The organism is Skermania sp. ID1734 (assembly GCF_007489285.1).
In the GTDB taxonomy this organism is placed as follows: Bacteria; Actinomycetota; Actinomycetes; order Mycobacteriales; family Mycobacteriaceae; genus ID1734.
This window is the reverse complement of sequence record NZ_VLIY01000027.1, coordinates 1-18656: the sequence shown is the minus strand read 5'-3', so window position 1 is coordinate 18656 and position 18656 is coordinate 1. Positions and strand designations below refer to the sequence as shown.

The 18656-nt window shown below is 65.9% G+C and carries 14 protein-coding genes and 2 rRNA genes; 8 read left to right on the top strand and 8 right to left on the bottom strand.

Annotated elements, in window-relative coordinates; genetic code table 11:
• The first annotated feature begins 66 nt into the window (after nt 1-66).
• From FOS14_RS23275 to FOS14_RS23265, 3 genes are read left to right on the top strand one after another with little or no spacing between them, the layout of a single operon-like run.
• Nucleotides 67-1395 carry a nicotinate phosphoribosyltransferase gene (locus FOS14_RS23275; RefSeq protein ID WP_143773243.1) on the top strand — a complete coding sequence of 443 codons (1329 nt, stop codon included), beginning with the start codon at nt 67-69 and terminating at the stop codon, nt 1393-1395.
• Nucleotides 1392-1973, top strand: a complete 582-nt coding sequence (locus FOS14_RS23270) for a nicotinamidase (RefSeq protein WP_143773242.1) — start codon at nt 1392-1394, stop codon at nt 1971-1973. The genes FOS14_RS23275 and FOS14_RS23270 overlap by 4 nt, the downstream gene beginning before the upstream one ends.
• Before the next feature lie 10 nt (nt 1974-1983).
• Entirely contained in the window at nt 1984-4029 is a 2046-nt protein-coding gene (locus tag FOS14_RS23265; protein WP_143773241.1) for an ATP-dependent DNA helicase, read from the top strand.
• A 181-nt stretch (nt 4030-4210) separates the two neighbouring features.
• Here the strand turns inward: FOS14_RS23265 and glgP are convergent, their stop codons facing one another.
• Nucleotides 4211-6790, bottom strand: a complete 2580-nt coding sequence (glgP, locus tag FOS14_RS23260) for an alpha-glucan family phosphorylase (RefSeq protein ID WP_185981906.1) — start codon at nt 6788-6790, stop codon at nt 4211-4213.
• 161 nt (nt 6791-6951) lie between these two features.
• Here glgP and FOS14_RS23255 point away from each other — a divergent pair, with 161 nt between their 5' ends.
• Together FOS14_RS23255 and glgB are read left to right on the top strand one after the other, a co-directional pair.
• Nucleotides 6952-8952 carry an alpha-1,4-glucan--maltose-1-phosphate maltosyltransferase gene (locus tag FOS14_RS23255; RefSeq protein WP_143773240.1) on the top strand — a complete coding sequence of 667 codons (2001 nt, stop codon included), beginning with the start codon at nt 6952-6954 and terminating at the stop codon, nt 8950-8952.
• On the top strand, nt 8949-11150 hold the full coding sequence (gene glgB, locus FOS14_RS23250; RefSeq protein WP_143773239.1) for a 1,4-alpha-glucan branching protein GlgB: 2202 nt from the start codon (nt 8949-8951) through the stop codon (nt 11148-11150). Before FOS14_RS23255 ends, glgB begins: the two co-directional genes overlap by 4 nt.
• A gap of 3 nt (nt 11151-11153) precedes the next feature.
• Here glgB and FOS14_RS23245 read toward each other — a convergent pair whose 3' ends face one another.
• From FOS14_RS23245 to FOS14_RS23235, 3 genes are read right to left on the bottom strand one after another with little or no spacing between them, the layout of a single operon-like run.
• A complete protein-coding gene (locus FOS14_RS23245; RefSeq protein WP_143773259.1) occupies nt 11154-12041 on the bottom strand; it encodes a tetratricopeptide repeat protein in 888 nt (295 codons plus the stop codon).
• 52 nt (nt 12042-12093) lie between these two features.
• Nucleotides 12094-12453 (bottom strand): DUF3817 domain-containing protein, encoded by a 360-nt coding sequence (locus FOS14_RS23240; RefSeq protein WP_143773238.1) that lies wholly within the window; start codon nt 12451-12453, stop codon nt 12094-12096.
• 46 nt (nt 12454-12499) lie between these two features.
• Entirely contained in the window at nt 12500-13708 is a 1209-nt protein-coding gene (locus tag FOS14_RS23235) for an acetyl-CoA C-acetyltransferase (protein ID WP_255450549.1), read from the bottom strand.
• Nucleotides 13709-13792: 84 nt separating this feature from the next.
• Between FOS14_RS23235 and mce the strand changes: the two genes are divergently transcribed.
• Nucleotides 13793-14263, top strand: coding sequence for a methylmalonyl-CoA epimerase (mce, locus tag FOS14_RS23230; RefSeq protein ID WP_143773236.1), 471 nt, complete (start codon nt 13793-13795; stop codon nt 14261-14263).
• Nucleotides 14264-14320: 57 nt separating this feature from the next.
• Nucleotides 14321-15295, top strand: coding sequence for a hypothetical protein (locus tag FOS14_RS23225; protein ID WP_143773235.1), 975 nt, complete (start codon nt 14321-14323; stop codon nt 15293-15295).
• A gap of 17 nt (nt 15296-15312) precedes the next feature.
• Here FOS14_RS23225 and FOS14_RS23220 read toward each other — a convergent pair whose 3' ends face one another.
• Both FOS14_RS23220 and nucS read right to left on the bottom strand, forming a co-directional pair.
• The gene (locus FOS14_RS23220) at nt 15313-15606 is read right to left on the bottom strand and encodes a hypothetical protein (RefSeq protein WP_143773234.1); all 294 of its coding nucleotides are present in this window, start codon (nt 15604-15606) and stop codon (nt 15313-15315) included.
• A gap of 10 nt (nt 15607-15616) precedes the next feature.
• Nucleotides 15617-16288: an endonuclease NucS gene (nucS, locus tag FOS14_RS23215; protein ID WP_143773233.1), complete on the bottom strand. Its 672-nt coding sequence runs from the start codon at nt 16286-16288 to the stop codon at nt 15617-15619.
• A 45-nt stretch (nt 16289-16333) separates the two neighbouring features.
• Here nucS and FOS14_RS23210 point away from each other — a divergent pair, with 45 nt between their 5' ends.
• Entirely contained in the window at nt 16334-17902 is a 1569-nt protein-coding gene (locus tag FOS14_RS23210; RefSeq protein ID WP_143773232.1) for an adenylate/guanylate cyclase domain-containing protein, read from the top strand.
• A 135-nt stretch (nt 17903-18037) separates the two neighbouring features.
• On the opposite strand, the gene rrf is transcribed toward FOS14_RS23210, so the two are convergent.
• Nucleotides 18038-18154, bottom strand: a 5S ribosomal RNA gene (rrf, locus tag FOS14_RS23205).
• A 97-nt stretch (nt 18155-18251) separates the two neighbouring features.
• A 23S ribosomal RNA gene (locus tag FOS14_RS23200) occupies nt 18252-18656 on the bottom strand; the annotation flags it as partial.

Sequence of the window (18656 nt, the reverse complement as noted above, 5' to 3'; positions counted from 1 at the left end):
CAAGGGTACGACTGCCACGCCGGGCATAACACCCGAACTCCTGGGCGTCCTCGTAGAGTTGGCCGGATGGGTACCGCACCGCAGACCGGCGCCGCTGCGTCGACGACTACTGCGCTGCTCACTGATCTGTACGAGCTGACGATGCTGCGTGCGGCGCTCGCGGATGGTTCAGCCCAACGTCAGTGCAGTTTCGAGGTGTTCGCCCGCCGGCTTCCCGACGGCCGCCGTTACGGCGTCTTCGCCGGCCTGGGCCGGTTGCTCGAGGCGCTCGCGGACTTTCGATTCGGGCCCGCCGAGCTCGCGGTCGTGGAACCTTACCTCGACAAAGCGACCGTGAACTGGCTCGCCGACTACACCTTCACCGGCGACATCGATGCCTATCGGGAAGGCGAACTGTTCTTCCCCGGCTCCCCGGTCCTATCGGTGCGCGGCACGTTTGCCGAATGTGTGCTACTGGAGACGCTGGTGTTGTCGGTGCTGAACCACGACAGCGCTATCGCGTCCGCCGCCGCGCGCATGGTGAGCGCTGCCGATGGTCGGGCCCTCATCGAGATGGGCTCCCGGCGCACCCATGAGCTCGCAGCACCAGCCAGCGCGCGGGCCGCCTACCTGGCGGGATTTTCCGCCACGTCGAATCTCGAGGCGGTGCGGCGCTACGGCGTCCCGGCCGCCGGTACCAGCGCGCACGCGTTTGTGCTGCTGCACGCCAACTCCGATCAACGGTCCAGCGAGGCCACCGCATTTGCCGGCCAGGTGGCGGCGTTGGGAGCGACAACCACGCTGTTGGTCGATACTTTCGACATCACCGCGGGTGTGCGGACGGCGGTCGAGGTTGCCGGCCCGCACCTCGGCGGGGTTCGCATCGACTCCGGTGACCTGGGTGTCCTGGCGCGTCAGGTCCGCCGCCAGCTCGACGATTTGGGCGCCACCGACACCCGAATCGTGGTGTCCGGCGATCTCGACGAGTTCGCGATCGCCGCGCTGCGCGTCGAGCCCGTCGATTCCTACGGCGTCGGCACCTCATTGGTCACCGGTTCCGGGGCGCCGACCGCGGGAATGGTCTACAAGCTCGTCGAAGTCGACGGGAAGGCCGTGGCCAAGCGCAGCAGCAACAAGAGTTCGCGCGGTGGCCGCAAGAAGGCGCTGCGCCGTGCACGGGCAACGGGCACGATCGTGGAGGAGGTCGTCTACCCGGCCCGGCTCCAGGCGCCGGTGGACCCGGACCTGCAGCAGCGGGAGTTGTTGGTGCCGGTCGTCCGCGGCGGGGAAACGGTCGAGCGCGTGGAGCTGGAAAACAGCCGTGAGCTGGTAGCGCGCGGGCTGGTCAGCCTGCCGTGGGAGGGCCTGAAACTGTCGCGGGGCGAGCCCGCGATTCCGACTACATTTGTGGTGTGAGCGGCGCAAACAATACAGCTCTTGTTGTTGTCGACGTGCAGAACGACTTCTGCGAAGGCGGCTCGCTGGCAGTGTCCGGCGGCGCCGAGGTTGCCCGCCGAATCTCGAAGCTTCTGGCCAGCCGTCCCGGCTACGACACCGTGGTCGCCACCCGCGACCACCACATCGACCCGGGCAGCCACTTCTCCGACGATCCCGACTACGTCGACACCTGGCCACCGCACTGCCGAGTCGGCACGCCGGGCGCCGAATTCCATCCGAACCTCGACATCAGCACCGTGGCCGCGATCTTTTCGAAGGGCAATTACTCCGCCGCCTATTCGGGCTTCGAAGGCGTCGACGACACGGGCCGCTCGCTGGCGCAATGGCTGCGCGAAAAGGGCGTCAACACCGTGGACATAGCCGGAATAGCGACCGATCACTGCGTACGCGCCACCGCGCTGGATGCTGCCGCCGAAGGTTTCCGCACTCGCGTCCTGCTGGACTACACCGCCGGTGTGACCGATGCGACGGTGCGCGACGCGCTCGAACAGATGCGCGCTGCGGGCGTCGAACTGATCGGGGCGCCAACCCAGTAGTCTGCATGGGATGTCCGAGCTGCCCAGCGTTGCCGAGCTGCTGACGCTTGCGGTGCAGGCGCTCGGCGGTACCCAACGGCCCAATCAACTCACGATGGCGTCCGCGGTCGCCAGCGCGATCGACGCCGGCGAGCACCTGGCCGTGCAGGCCGGAACCGGCACCGGCAAGTCGCTCGCCTACCTGGTTCCGGGCATCAGGCATGCCATCGAAACGGGCCGCACGGTCGTGGTGTCGACGGCCACCATCGCTCTGCAGCGGCAGTTGATCGACCGTGATCTCCCTCGCCTCGCCACGGCGCTCGAACCCGCCCTGGGACGTCGGCCAGAATTCGCGATCCTCAAGGGCCGCAACAACTATTTGTGCTTGAACAAGGTGAACAGCACGGTCGCCGAGGAACCGGCCGACGCCGAACTCTTCGACCCGTTTGCGGTGTCGAGGCTTGGCCGCGAGGTTCAGCGGCTGCACCGCTGGGCGGATGAAACGCTGACCGGCGATCGTGACGACGTGGTACCCGGCGTCACGGATCGCGCCTGGCGGCAGGTGAGCGTCAGCTCCCGCGAGTGCCTCGGCAAGTCGCGTTGCCCGATGGGCGAAGAATGCTTCGCCGAACGCGCCCGGGCTCGAGGCGCCAAGGCCGACGTGGTGGTCACCAACCACGCGTTGCTCGCCATCGACGCCATCACCGGCATCTCGGTGCTGCCCGAACACGACGTCGTGATCGTCGACGAGGCGCACGAACTGGTCGACCGGGTCACCGGCGTCGCGACGGCCGAGCTCTCCGCGGCGGCGATCTCCGCTGCCGCCCGGCGCTGCGTGAAGTTGGTCGAGGAGGAAGACCTGGACCGGCTCGAGGGTGCGTCGGAGGCGTGGGCAGCTCTGGTCGATGATCTTCCGGTAGGACGCTGGGAGCACCTGCCCGACGGCGCCGCTGCCGTTCTCGCGTTGCTGCGCGACTCCGCATGCAACATCCGGACGGCGCTGGCGCCGTCGCGACCGGGCCAGGCCGCCGCTGATCCCGACGCCGCGGCGGCCCGTGCTACCGCGTTAGCGGCGATCGACGAGGTGCATGACACCGCCGTGCGCGCGCTCACCGCATTCGACGAACCCGATCCGGCCAAGCGGCACGACGTGGTCTGGCTGGCATTGGAAGACAACCGCGGGTCCGCCCGCCGGGTGTTGCGGATGGCGCCGCTCTCGGTGGGCGGGTTGTTGCGGTCGAGACTGTTTGGCACGGCAACGGTGGTGCTCACCTCGGCGACGCTGCAGATCGGCGGGTCGTTCGACGGTCTGGCCATGACCTGGGGCCTGCCGCCGCAGTCCCCCGGCCGCGCCGATACGAGCACTGCCACCGAAATCGAGGCGCCGTCCGATGACTCGACCGCGCGGTGGAGCGCGCTCGACGTCGGCTCGCCGTTCGACCATGCGAAGTCCGGAATTCTCTACGTCGCAAAGCATTTGCCCGCGCCCGGGCGGGATGGTCTGCCGCCCAGCTATCTGGACGAGATTGCCGAACTCATCGCCGCTGCGGGTGGCCGCACACTTGGCCTGTTCTCTTCGATGCGCGCGGCGCGCGCTGCGACCGACGCACTACGCGAACGACTCGACACACCGTTGTTCTGTCAGGGCGACGATGCGACGGGCGCCCTGGTGGCGAAGTTCGCCGCGGACCATTCCGCCTCGCTGTTCGGCACCCTGTCCCTGTGGCAGGGCGTCGACGTGCCCGGACCGTCGTTGAGTCTGGTGATCCTCGACCGGATTCCCTTCCCGCGGCCAGACGATCCGCTTTTTGTCGCGCGGCAGCGGGCGGTCGAATCGCGCGGCGGCAACGGCTTCATGACCGTCGCCGCCAGCCATGCTGCGCTGCTGCTCGCCCAGGGCACCGGGCGACTGCTGCGCTCTGTCGATGACCGAGGCGTAATCGCAGTGCTCGATTCGAGGCTGGCCACGGCCCGCTACGGCGGCTACCTGCGGGCGTCGCTGCCGCCGTACTGGCCGACAACCGATCCGGCGGTCGTGCGGAATGCGTTGCAGCGCTTGGCAGCCGCGGCGGGTTGACCTCCCGCCTACTCGCCTCCCGCGTACTCGCCTCCCGCCTCCTCGCCTCCCGCCTATTCGCCTCCCGCCTCCTCGCCTCCCGCCTATTCGCCTCCCGCCTACTCGCTGATCACGATCGAATGGTCGCGTTTCGGGCGTGATTTTGAGCCATACGGTCGTGATCAGCGGGGATATACAGTGATTACCGGCCCGGCAGCGCGACCAGTCCCAACTCCGCGTCACTGGCGAGCAACGCGTTGTGCGGCAGCACTCGCACCGTGTATCCCACCGCACCGGACAGCGGCACCGGCGTGACGACCTCATAGACCGCGCCTTCGGCCTCGTTTCCGACGTACCGCATCATCACCGTCGACTTCTCCGAAAGGTCGTCACTCGCCGACACCCTCCCGAGAACTGCCTGCACCACAACATCATCCGGGCTCAGCCCGCCGAGTCGCACATATGCCTGCAGCGACAGCTTTGCGCCGATGACCGGCGTGTCCGGCAACCCCGCGCTGTCGACGCGGGTGACAGCCACCGCTGGCCAGGCGGTTTCGACGCGTCGCCGGTATTCGGCGACCGCACGGGCACCGACGAGGTCGTTCGCACACACCGTCGCGGCCGTGGCTGCGGCCGGCAGGTAATAGCGCACCGCATAATCACGAACCATCCTCGAGGCCAACACCTTTGGCCCGAGCGTTTCCAGGGTGTGGCGGACCATCTCGACCCAGTGCGTCGGAATACCGTCCGCGTCGCGGTCGTAGAAGCGCGGTGCCACCGACTTGGCCACCAGGTCGTACAGTGCCGCTGCCTCGAGGTCGTCACGGCGGTGCTCATCGATGACGCCGTCGGCAGTCGGTATCGCCCAACCGTTTTCGCCGTCGTACATCTCGTCCCACCAGCCGTCGCGGATCGACAGGTTCAGCCCGCCGTTCAACGCTGCCTTCATGCCCGATGTCCCGCAGGCCTCCAGCGGACGCAGCGGGTTGTTGAGCCAGACGTCGCAGCCCCAGTAGAGGTAGCGGGCCATGGACATGTCGTAGTCGGGCAGAAACACGATGCGGTGCCGCACGTCCTCCGCGTCGGCGAACCGAACTACCTGCTGTATCAAGGCCTTTCCGCCATCGTCGGCCGGGTGGCTCTTGCCCGCGACCACCAATTGAATCGGCCGCTGCGGGTCCAACAAAAGCGACCGCAACCGATTCGGGTCGCGCAGCATCAATGTCAGCCGCTTGTAGGTGGGCACGCGCCGGGCGAAACCGACAGTCAACACTGCCGGGTCGAAGATTTCCTCGGTCCAGCCCAACTCCGCGGCGCTGGCGCCGCGCTCCAGCCACGACGCGCGAACCCGGCGCCGGATCTCACCGACGAGTTTGGCCCGCAAGTCGTTTCGGACCTGCCACAACTCGACCGGGTCGATGTCGTGCAACCGCTCCCAGCCGCGGGCCTCCTCGACCAGCGATGCGCCGATCAACGCCCGGGCACGGTCGAACCACTCACGCGCGGCCCACGTCGGAGCGTGCACACCGTTGGTGATCGAACCGATGGGCACCTCGTCGGCGTCGAAACCCGGCCACAGCGGCGCGAACATCTCCCGGCTGACCTCGCCGTGCAGCTTCGACACGCCGTTCGCGCGCTGGGCGAGCCGTAAACCCATGTTCGCCATGTTGAACAGCGTGGGATCGGACTCGCGGCCCAGCGCCACAACGCGGTCGACGCTGATCCCGGGCAGCAAGCGGGAATCGGATTCGCCCTCGTCGCCGAAGTAGTGCCGCACCAAGTCCGCGGGAAACCTGTCGATCCCGGCTGGCACCGGTGTGTGGGTGGTGAACACAGTACCGGCGCGCACTGCCGCCAGGGCGGTGTCGAAGTCCACGCCCCGGTCCGCTATCAACTCCCGAATGCGTTCCAGGCCAAGGAAACCGGCATGCCCCTCATTGGTGTGAAAAACCTCCGGGTCGGGCAGGCCGGTAGCTCGGGTGAAGGCGCGCACGGCCCGCACACCGCCGATTCCGGCGAGAATTTCCTGCTTGATGCGATGGTCTTGATCGCCGCCGTAGAGCCGGTCGGTCACCCCGCGCATCTCCGGGTCGTTCTCGGCGATGTCGGAGTCGAGCAACAGCAGTGGCACCCGGCCCACCTGCGCGATCCAGACGCGCGCACGCAGCACCCGATCGTCGGGCATCGCCAGGTGAACGAGCACCGGCGCCGAGCCCTCGGTCAAGAGCCGCAGCGGCAAGCCCTGCGGATCCAGCGCCGGATAGTGCTCGGTCTGCCAGCCATCCGCGGTCAACGCCTGGCGAAAGTAGCCGGATCGATACAGCAACCCGACGCCGATCAGCGGCAACCCAAGGTCGGAGGCCGCCTTCAGATGATCACCGGCCAAGATACCCAAGCCGCCTGAATAGTTCGGCAGCACCTCGGTCACGCCGAATTCCATCGAGAAGTAGGCGATGCCGTTCGGCACGCGGGTACCGGATTCCGCCTGGCGCTGAAACCAGTGCGGACGCGTCAGGTAATGCTCGAGGTCGGCTGCGGCGGCATCGACCCGGGCCACAAAATCCGAATCCGCGGCGAGTTCGTCGAGCCGGGCGGCGGGCACCTCACCGAGCAGCCGGACCGGATCGTGGCCTATCTCGGCCCACCGCACCGGATCGATCGCTGCGAACAAATCCTGCGTCGGCGCATGCCAGGACCATCGCAAATTGGTGGCCAGCGTGGTAAGCGCACCCAATCGAGGCGGCAAATGTGCCCGAACCGTGAACCGACGCAAAGCCTTCACGCACGCCAACCCTAGTGGAGCACCGCGCTTGCGGCAGCAGAAGCGGTCACCGCAGTTGTTTGGTTCCGACCCGATCTGGAAAGCCTGCAGCAGGGCGAACCGACGTCGCCTCGATTACGGTTGACACCAATTGACACTCGAGGCGGAACGGAGCATTGCGAGTGACAGGTCGCATCGCCATCGACGATGTGTGGCCCACCCAGGCGGACGGTCGTGCCGCCAAAGCGGTGGTAGGCGAGGTCTTTCCGATCCGAGCGGTGGTGTGGCGCGAAGGTCACGAGGCGGTGGCCGCCACGCTCGTCGTTCAACCGCCGGCAGGCGAGCCAGCGCGGATCCGGATGGAACCGGACGTCGAACCCGACGTGTTCAACGCGGTCTTCACTCCGACCTGCGAGGGCGATTGGACGTTCTGCATCGAAGGTTGGGGCGATCCGATCGCCACGTGGCGCAGCGCTGTGGAAGCCAAGCTGGCCGCCGGGCAATCTGCCGCCGACCTGCGAAACGACCTGGAAATCGGCGCCCGGCTGTTCGATCGTGCCGCCGAGGGCATGCCCGCAGTCGAGCGCGGACGACTGAGTGAGGCGGCCAAAGCCCTGCGCAGCAGACGCCAATTGCCGGGAAGAGTGGCTCCCGCATTTTCCACCGAAGTGGCCGAGTTGCTGCGCATTCATCCGGTGCGTGACCTGGTCACCGCCTCGCCGCCGCACGCGATTTTCGTCGAACGGCGGCGAGCCCTATTCGGGTCCTGGTATGAATTCTTTCCCCGTTCGACCGGCGGCTGGGGTGACGACGGCAAACCTCGCCACGGCACCTTCGCCACCGCTGCCGCGGACCTGCCGCGCATCGCCGGGATGGGCTTCGATGTGGTCTACCTGCCGCCGATCCATCCGATCGGCAAGGTCAACCGCAAGGGGCCCAACAATTCGCTGGCGGCCGCACCCGGCGATGTCGGCTCGCCGTGGGCGATCGGTTCCGACGAGGGCGGGCACGACGCCATCCATCCCCAGCTCGGCACCGAGGCGGACTTTCGAGCGTTTGTCAAAGCCGCCGCCGAACTCAAGCTAGAGGTGGCGCTCGACCTTGCTCTGCAATGCGCGCCGGACCACCCGTGGGCGCGAGAGCACCCGGAATGGTTCACGGTCCTCCCCGACGGCACGATCGCCTACGCGGAGAACCCGCCGAAGAAGTACCAGGACATCTATCCGGTGAACTTCGACAACGATCCCGACGGGATCTATCACGCGGTGCTCGACGTCATTCGGCATTGGATCAGCCTGGACGTCAAGATCTTTCGCGTCGACAATCCCCACACCAAACCGCCGAACTTTTGGGAGCGACTCCTTGCCGAGGTGCGGACCACCGACCCGGATGTGATTTTCCTGTCCGAAGCGTTCACCCGCCCGGCGCGGCTATACGGCTTGGCCCGGCGCGGGTTCAGCCAGTCCTACACCTACTTCACCTGGCGCGTCGCCAAGTGGGAGCTCGAGGAGTTCGGCCGCGAGATAGCGGCCAAGGCCGATGAAGCACGGCCGAACCTCTTCGTCAACACACCCGACATCCTGCACGAGACGCTGCAGCACGGTGGCCCGGGAATGTTCGCGTTGCGCGCGGCCCTCGCGGCGACGTTCTCGCCGTCCTGGGGCGTGTATTCGGGCTACGAGTTGTTCGAGCACGTCGCGCTCAGACCGGGAAGCGAGGAGTATCTCGATTCCGAGAAGTACGAACTGCGCCCGCGTGATTACGCCGAGGCCAGGGCACGGGGCGAGTCGCTGGAACCCTGGATCACCCGGCTCAATGAGATTCGCCGGGCACATCCCGCGTTGCAGCAGTTGCGCAATATTCACTTCCATCACATCGACAACGACGCGCTCATCGGTTTTTCCAAGCTCGATCCCGCCACGGGCGACACGGTGCTGGTGGTCATCAACCTCAACCCGTATGGCGCCGAGGACGGCACCATCTGGCTGGACATGCCGGCGATCGGCCACGACTGGCAAGCGCACTTCACCGTCCACGACGAAGTCAGCGGCGAGGATTACCACTGGGCCCAGGCGAATTATGTGCGGCTCGAGCCGTGGAAAGCGTGCGCGCACATCCTCGCGCTGCCGGTGGTCGCGCAGCCGAGGCGAATCGAGCAAGCGTATCGGGGGTCGCAGCAATGAGTCCGGGCAAGACGCGCACGATCGCGCCGAGCAAGAAGGACATCGAACTGCTCGCGGCCGGCGAACATCACGACCCGCATTCCGTACTCGGAGCGCATCCGCACGCCAAAGGCACGGTCATCCGTGCGCTGCGACCGCATGCCGAATCGGTACATGCCCGGGTCGGCGGGGTCGACTACCCGTTGCATCCGGTGCGCGGCGAGACCCTCGGCGGGCTGTTCAGCGCGCTGATCCCGATCGCCGACCTCGCCGATTACCGACTGGTGGTCCAGTACCCGGACGGCGACACCATCGTCACCGCTGACGGCTATCGTTTCCTGCCCACGCTCGGCGAACTCGACCTGCACCTGTTCGCCGAGGGGCGGCACGAGCGGCTATGGGACATACTCGGCGCGCATCCGCGCAGCTATCAGACGCCTGACGGCGAGGTCACCGGGACGTCGTTTGCGGTGTGGGCGCCCAATGCCCGCGGTGTTTCCGTGATCGGCACCTTCGACTTCTGGACCGGGGAGCGCACGCCGATGCGCGCGGTCGGCTCTTCGGGCGTCTGGGAGCTCTTCGTGCCCGATGTCGGACCGGGCACGCTCTACAAGTTCCGCATCCACGGCAGCGACGGGGTGGTTCGCGACAAGGCCGACCCCATGGCGTTTCAGACCGAGGTACCTCCGGCGAACGCTTCGGTGGTGACGGCGAGCAGCCACACCTGGGCCGACCAGGCCTGGCTGGAGCGCCGCGAACAGATCGAGCCGTCCGAGGCGCCGATGAGCGTTTACGAGGTGCACCTCGGCTCCTGGCGCGCTGGACTCGGCTACCGCGAGCTCGCTACCCAGCTCGCCGACTACGTGCAGGAGTGCGGCTTCACCCACCTCGAATTGCTGCCCGTGGCCGAGCACCCGTTCGGCGGTTCCTGGGGATATCAGGTCAGCTCGTACTACGCACCCACTGCGCGGTTCGGCACGCCCGACGACTTCCGCGCGTTCGTCGACCATCTGCATTCGCGCGGAATCGGCGTGATCGTCGACTGGGTGCCGGCGCATTTCCCGAAGGACGAGTGGGCGCTGGCCCGGTTCGACGGCGGACCGCTCTACGAACACGCCGACCCGCGCCGTGGAGAGCAACTCGACTGGGGCACCTACGTTTTCGATTTCGGCCGACGCGAAGTGCGCAACTTCTTGGTGGCCAACGCGCTGTACTGGCTCGATGAATTCCACATCGATGGCCTGCGCGTCGACGCGGTCGCCTCGATGCTCTACCTCGACTACTCACGCCCGCCCGGCGGATGGACACCGAACATCTACGGTGGCCGGGAGAATCTGGAGGCCGTCGCGTTCCTGCAGGAAATGAACGCGACCGTGCACAAGACCCATCGCGGGGTCGTCACCGTTGCCGAGGAATCCACGGCCTGGCCCGGCGTCACCCGCGCGACCTCGGTCGGCGGCCTCGGCTTCAACATGAAGTGGAACATGGGCTGGATGCATGACACGCTCGACTACCTCAGCCGGGACCCGATACACCGCTCGTATCACCACAACGAGATCACCTTCTCGCTGATGTATGCCTGGAGCGAGAACTACGTGCTGCCCATCAGTCACGACGAGGTCGTGCATGGGAAAGGAACGTTGTGGACCCGGATGCCGGGTTCGGATTTCGACAAGGCCGCTGGGCTGCGCAGCCTGCTCGCCTACATGTGGGCCCATCCGGGTAAGCAACTGCTCTTCATGGGCCAGGAATTCGGGCAGGTCCGCGAATGGTCGGAGGAGCGCGGCCTGGACTGGGATCTACTGGACGACGGCTCGGGCCTGCATCGGGGTGTGCGCAAGTTGCTGTGCGATCTCAACGCCACCTACCGCGCGGTTCCGGCGCTGTGGACGCTGGACACATCCCCGGGCGGCTACTCCTGGATCGACGCCAACGATTCGGCCAACAACGTGGTGAGCTTCCTGCGTTTCGGCGCCGACGGCTCGGTCATCGCGTGCCTGTACAACTTCTCCGGTTCGGTGCACGGCAGCTACCGGGTCGGGCTTCCCCACGCGGGCCGCTGGGTGGAGGTGCTCAACACCGACGCGGCGCTGTATGGCGGATCCGACGTCGGCAATCTCGGTGCGGTCACCGCCACCGAAGAGCCTTGGCACGGCCGCCCGGCCTCGGCGCCGGTTGCCCTACCCGCCCGCGGCGCGATCTGGCTGCGGCCGGAATAGCCGTCAATAGAGCGCGGTGGCCAGCTTCCGCCGGGCGGCCACGACGACTGGTTCGGCCGTATCGAAAAGCTCGAACAGTTCCAGCAGTCGGGTGCGGACCTGCGTGCGGTCGTCGCCCGCAGTGCGCTTGACGGTCTGAATCAGCCGGTCGAAGGCTGCCTCGGGTTGCTGCGCGAATACCTCCGCGTCCGCCGCGGCCAGTTGCGCGGCCACGTTTGCCGGATCGGCATCGGCGGTGGAAATCGCGTCCGGATCGATCGCGCTGGCACGGGCATAGAACTGCACCTGCCGCAATGCCGCCTTCGCCTGCGCGTTGGCCGGTTCGGCGTTGAGGATCTCCTGGTAGGCGGCTGCGGCACGGTCGAAGTCACCCGCGTCGAGTGCTTCTTCAGCCGCGGCGAATCGCGGATCCTCCGGCGCCTGCTGCGGCGCTGCTTGCCTGGGCCCGGTGAGTTTGCCTTCAACTGCCCGCAGGATCGCGTCGATCCACTGCCGCAGTTGCTCCTCCGGCTGTACGCCCTGGAAGTCGGTCAACGGCTGGCCGCCCGCAATGGCGATCACCGTGGGAATGGCCTGGACACCGAAGATCTGGGCGATCCGAATGTTGGAATCGACCTCGACCTTGGCCAGCACCCATGTTCCGTTGTCGTGCTCGGCCAACCGCGCCAGGGAGTCCTGCAACGCAAGACTCGCCTCCGAGCGGGCCGACGCGAGCGCGACCACCACGGGCACTTCCATCGAGCGTTCGAGTACCTGCGCCTCGAAGTTCTCTTCGGTGACCGTCACCACGGCAGCGCCGGCGCCGGCACCATCGGCGGGCGAGGAAGCCTTGGCTTCAGCGCGTTGCTTCAGCCCGGACAAATCGACGGCGCCCGACATCGCGGCAGCCATCGCGGGCGACGGACGAGCGGAACGGGAAGGTCGTGTCACAAGTCCAAGTTTGTCACGGCTGGGCGAGGGCCGGCTCATTGGCTGCGGCGGCAGAGAGCTCCGCGAGCTTTCCGGTGCGCACCGCCCAGATCTCGAAAACGATCGTGCCGAACGGCGGCACGCTGGAAATCAGTGCGAGCAGAGTCGTTTTGAGATCCCAGGACAGCTGCTTCGCGGTCACCAGCGCCACCACGACGAACAAGATGAACCCGGCCACGCCATGCACCATGCCTGGAATCTGCACCGCTTCGGTATGGCCGAGCACCCACTTGAAGTACATCGCGACGAGCAACGCCGCCCACGTCACCGCCTCCCAGTAGGCGACGAGCCGGAATCGCTTGGCAGGAGTGGACAGGTCCAGGAAGTTGCGCATGACCTTCATTGTGCCCGAGATCTACGACAACACGTAGTTGGATTGGTCACGCCTGCTGCGGCACGCGCAAGATCAACGCGTCGCCCTGACCGCCGCCGCCACACAGCGCCGCCGCACCGACTCCGCCGCCCCGCCGCTTCAGCTCGAGCGCAAGGTGCAAGGCAATGCGCGCGCCCGACATCCCCAGCGGGTGCCCGATCGCGATGGCACCGCCATTCACGTTCACCCGCTCCGGGTCCAGGCCGAGTTCACGGGTCGATGCGATACCCACCGCGGCGAACGCCTCGTTGATCTCCACCACGTCAAGATCCTTGGGCGCGATACCGTCGCGCTCGCACGCCTTCACGATCGCACGAGCCGGCTGCGACTGCAGGGTCGAGTCCGGTCCGGCGACCACCCCGTGCGCGCCGATTTCCGCGATCCAGGACAGGCCCAATTCCTCGGCTTTCGCCTTGCTCATCACCACGACCGCCGCGGCGCCGTCGGAAATCTGCGACGCCGAACCCGCTGTGACGGTGCCGTCCTTGGCAAACGCCGGACGCAGCTTGGACAGCGACTCGACCGAGGTGTCGGCACGAACGCCCTCGTCGGTGGAGACCACTATCGGGTCACCCTTGCGTTGCGGCACCGATACCGGGACCACCTCGTCATCGAACACGCCGTTCTTCCAGGCCTGCGCAGCTCGCTGATGCGACGCCGCGGCGAAAGCGTCCTGATCCTCGCGGCTGATCGGATCCTGCTGGTTGCGCTGCTCGGTGAGGCTGCCCATCGCCTGGTCGGTGAAGATGTCATAGAGACCGTCGTAGGCCATGTGGTCACGCATGGTGACATCGCCGTACTTGAAGCCCTCACGACTCTTCTCGAGCAGGTGCGGCGCCTGGCTCATCGATTCCTGGCCACCGGCGACGACCACCTCGAACTCGCCGGCCCGGATCAACTGGTCGGCCAGCGCTATCGCATCCACGCCCGACAGACACACCTTGTTGATGGTCAGCGCCGGGACGTTCATCGAGATCCCGGCGGCCACCGCGGCCTGACGCGCGGGTATCTGGCCGGCGCCCGCGGTGAGAACCTGGCCCATGATCACGTACTCGACCTGATCCGGCGAGACCCCGCCCTTTTCCAGCGCGGCCTTGATGGCGATGCCGCCGAGGTCAGATCCCGAAAAGTCCTTCAAACCGCCCAACAGGCGCCCGACGGGAGTGCGCGCACCGGAGACGATGACCGAAGTGTGTGCAGTGCCGCCAGCAGTCACGTTGTCCTCCGCAAAATAAGCCCAAACCGGAATCGAAGCGCATCCCGGCGAAATCCCCTTCCACGGTAGCGCTACCTTTTTGCTATGACCCAACCCAGCCCGGCGAACAGCGCTACCGCGATGCCGCCACATCTCGTCACTACCGTCGATCACGTCGGCGTCGCCGTCGCAGACCTTGATGCGGCCGTCGCCTGGTATGCCGAAAACCTCGGCATGGTCGAGACCCACCGCGAGATCAACGAAAGCCAGGGCGTCCACGAGGCGATGCTCGGCTTTCCCGGCAGCGACACCGCGCTGCAGGTGCTGGCACCGCTGACCCCGGAGTCGACGATTGCCAAGTTCCTCGATCGCAACGGCCCAGGTCTGCAGCAACTCGCCTACCGTGTCACCGACATTGCCGCCGTTTCCGAGATCCTGCGCGGACGCGGCGTCCGACTGCTTTACGAACAGCCGCGGCGCGGAACCGCAAACTCGCGCATCAACTTCATCCATCCCAAGGATGCCGGCGGGGTTCTCGTGGAACTGGTCGAGCCGGCTGCCGATCCACAGCACTGAGCTGGGCCGCGGTTTCAACCGCGACACCATCGGCTACGGGACGGTAGTTTGAACCCTATGGTCAACGAGCACGATCGACGCACTCCTTCCCTTCCGTTCACCGTTGTGCGGCGAGGGTATGACCGGCTCGAGGTGAGCAACTACTTCGAGCGCTTCGACGCCGAGTTGCGGATGACCGCCACCGACCGGGACGCGGCCGCTGCCCAGGCGCGCAACCTGGCCAACCAGCTCGAAGACGCGCGCGATGAGATCGATGAGCTCCGCAAGGAGGTTGACCGGCTTTCGGTGCCTCCCACCACGGCGGAGGGCATGAGCGACCGGATCTCGAAGATGCTGCGGCTCGCATCCGACGAGGCATCGGAGATCCGCGCACGAGCGCATGCGGAGGCCGCCGAGGTCACCTCGATTGCCGAGCAGGATGCCGCGCAACTTCGGCAAAAGCACTCCGACGAGCTCGCCGAACTGCAGGAACGTCGCAAGGCTCTGGAAATAGAGTTCGAACAGACGATGAGCAGCGCGCGCGCCGAGGCGGCACGCATCGTCGAGGCCGCCCGGGCCGAGGCGCAGCGCCTGGCCACCGAAGCCGAAGCCAAGCGCAAGGCGACCCAAGAAGACTTCGAGATGACCATGGGTGACCGGCGCACGAAGCTGACGCGTGCGCTCGAGGAACTCGAGACCACGAGTAAGGCCGAGGCCGCGAAGCGGCTCCGGGATGCGACCGAGGAAGCGAACCGGCGGGTGCAAGCGGCAACGCAACTCGCTGATCGGCGGATTGCGCATGCCAAGGAACTCGCCGAGGAGCTGCGCGTGCTGCGCGGGCGGGTACTCAACCAGTTGCTCGACGTCCGCGGCCAGCTCGATTCGGTCCCCACCATGCTCGAGGCAGTGGAACGAGAGTCCGACCTGCTCGACGCATCTGCGGCCACCGAGCCCGCCACCGAAGCGCCGACGACGGACAACTCCGACGTCGCACCCGCTTCGGAGGCCAAGACGGCCAAATTGCCGAAGCAGCACGCGACCGTCGCCGGCTGAGTTTGGCCGGAAGCCGGTTACGACCAACGCCGCGTGATTCCGCGGGTTTGCCTACCGGACCAGCAGCCGGAGTGCCAGTGGCGACGATCCTCGCCGTCGGCGCCGGATTCCCACGCGACCACGTGCGCGACACCCGGACGAATCTCGTGATCGCAGCCAGGGCAGCGATAGGTCTTCACCGCGCGCGCCGACGGCACCGTACGGACGATGTACGACGCACCGTCGGCATCAGCCTCGACTCGGCGCATGCTTGCCTCGCCGTACACCGGCGGCACCCGGCGCTGCGGTGATTTCGGCTTTCGGCGTGGCACGTCGCTCGCCTCAGAAGAGCCGAAACTCGTTGCTGTCGGCTCCCCGAAGCGCGTCGTAGTCCAGCGTGAGGCAACGGATTCCGCGGTCGGTTGCCAGCACCCGGGCCTGCGGCTTGATCTGCTGGGCAGCGAAGACACCGCTCACCGGCGCCAACAATGGATCGCGATTGAGCAGCTCGAGGTAGCGGGTCAACTGCTCGACGCCGTCGATCTCGCCGCGCCGCTTGATTTCGACCGCAACGCTCGCCCCGGCGGAATCGCGGCATAGTAGATCAACCGGCCCGATCGCGGTCGGGTACTCGCGCCGGACCAGCGTGTATCCCTGGCCCAGCGTCTCCACATGCTCGGCAAGGAGTGCCTGTAGGTGCGCCTCGACACCGTCCTTGACGAGCCCCGGGTCGACCCCGAGATCGTGCTTACTGTCGTGTTCGATATCGGCGAAGGTGATCCGCAGCTCCTCGCCTGCCTTGTTGACGACGACCCAGCGGGTCGCCGACTCGTCCTCGTGCTCGGTCAACGTGCACGGCGGCGACATCCAGTTCAGCGGCTTGTAGGAACCGCCGTCGGAGTGCACCAACACGGAACCATCCGACTTGACCATGACCAAACGACGGGCCATCGGGAGATGCGCGGTCAATCGTCCGACGTAGTCAACCTGGCATTCGGCTATCACAAGACGCACGGTTCACACCCTAAAGGAGCCCGCTCTGCATATTCTCGAACGACCATGCTGCAGCGGACCAGACTCTTCCATCGCGCCGATACTCCGCTCGGCTCTCCGCTCCTCGGCGAGCCGGCTCAGTCACAACATCAGCTGCGTCTGCGTGTGCAAATTCTGCTCACCGCCCTGTTGCTCGTTGCGAATATCGGCGGGGTTTGCATCGCACTCGTGCTGCTCGCCTGGGTGGTTCCGGGTCCTGACCTCTTCACCCCCGAGTACGCGACGGTCCGGTACGTCGTTTTCCCGGCATACATGGTGATCGCCGTGACGCTGGGAATCGCCTGGGCGACCGTGTCGGCACTCAAATGGCTGCGTTGGGCTCAGGAGGAACGCGTACCGACTACTGCTGAACAGGTCGCAGCGCTTGCGTTGCCCTGGCGGCTCACGGTCATGCTCCTCATCCTCTGGGGGACCGGAGCAATCGTTCTCGGCGCCGCGGCGGGTGCGGTCAACCCCGCATCGGTAGGCATGGTGGTACTGACAATTTTGTTCGTAGGTGCGGCCGTTGCGGCACTGAGCTATGTACTCAGTGAGTTCGCGTTGCGCCCGATCGCAGCCCGCGTGCTCGAGGCCGGCGACCCGAAAAGGATGCGACTCAACGGCGTTCGACGGCGTGCCATCATTGCCTGGATGCTCGGCAGCGGACTTCCCGTCACCGGGTTGCTCATTATCGCCGTCTTTTACTTCACCCATCCGGTCACCGCCACCCAACTCGCGACGTCGATCCTGGCCATCGGGACGCTGACGCTCATTTTCGGCGCGTTGCTCACGGTCCTCGGGGGGCGCGCCACCGTCGATCCCCTGCTGTCCCTCATCAATGCCATGGAGCGGCTCGAACGCAATGAGCCGGATCCGTTTGTCGTCGTCTACGACGGAACCGAGCTTGGTGAACTCCAGAGCGGTTTCAATCGCATGGTGGAGGGATTGCGCGAGCGCGAACGCATCCGCGAACTCTTCGGCCTCCATGTCGGTCGCGACGTCGCCGAGGCGGCGATGCTGCGAAATCCGGAACTCGGCGGCGAGGAACGCACCGTCGGAGTCTTCTTCATCGACATTGTCGGCTCGACGAAGATCGCGTTCTCCCGGCCACCGCAGGAAGTGGTGGACCTGTTGAACCGGATGTTCAACGTCGTGGTCGAAGAGGTCGAGCGCTTCGGCGGAATTATCAACAAATTCGAAGGCGACGCGGCTTTGGCGATCTTTGGCGCTCCGGTCGATCTGGCCGACGAGGCGGGCAGCGTCTTGGCCGCTGCGCGCGCGGTCAATTCTCGGCTGCCGAGCGAGGTTCCGGATTGCACCGCCGCCATCGGCGTGTCCTACGGGGTGGCCGTAGCCGGCAACATCGGTTCTCGAAACCGCTTCGAATACACCGTCATTGGGGATCCGATCAACGAAGCCGCGCGCTTGTGCGAGTTGGCCAAGACGGTGCCTGGGCATCTGCTCGCCTCTGGTCCCGCAGTGGAAGCTGCCGATCATGCGGAGGCCAGCAACTGGCGGATCGGTGAGTCGAAGGTGCTGCGCGGCCGTGACGCGGAAACCCGGCTGGCGATGCCTATTACCGCGCCGCTTTCCTGATTGCCTTAATCGAGATTGAGTGTTTTGTTGTTCGGTCGAAATTCGCCGAAAATGCCTGAATTTCTACACGCTCAATTCACGCAAATGCAACGAGGGGCGAGAACCGCAATTGGTTCTCGCCCCTCGTCAAATTGTGTTCGGCGGTGTCCTACTCTCCCACACTCTGTCGGGTGCAGTACCATCGGCGCTGACTGGCTTAGCTTCCGGGTTCGGGATGGGTCCGGGCGTTTCCCTGTCGCTGTGGCCGCCGTAACTCTATGAAATTCTGCACAGTGAAATTTTCGGTTTTCACGTGTGTGTTGTTTCAGGGTTGCATAGTGGACGCGGTTTTTGTTTTTTTGATGTGTTTTGTGGTAAGTCTTCGGCCGTTTAGTACCAGTCACCTGCACCCATTGCTGGGCTTCCAGTTCTGGCCTATCAACCCCATGGTCTGTGGGGGGCCTTATCCACTCTGTGGTGGGAGAAACCTTATCTTGGAACGGGCTTCCCGCTTAGATGCTTTCAGCGGTTATCCCTTCCGAACGTAGCTAACCAGCGGTGCTCCTGGTGGAACAACTGGCATACCAGAGGTTCGTCCGTCCCGGTCCTCTCGTACTAGGGACAGCCTTCCTCAAGTTTCTAACGCGCGCGGCGGATAGAGACCGAACTGTCTCACGACGTTCTAAACCCAGCTCGCGTGCCGCTTTAATGGGCGAACAGCCCAACCCTTGGGACCTACTCCAGCCCCAGGATGCGACGAGCCGACATCGAGGTG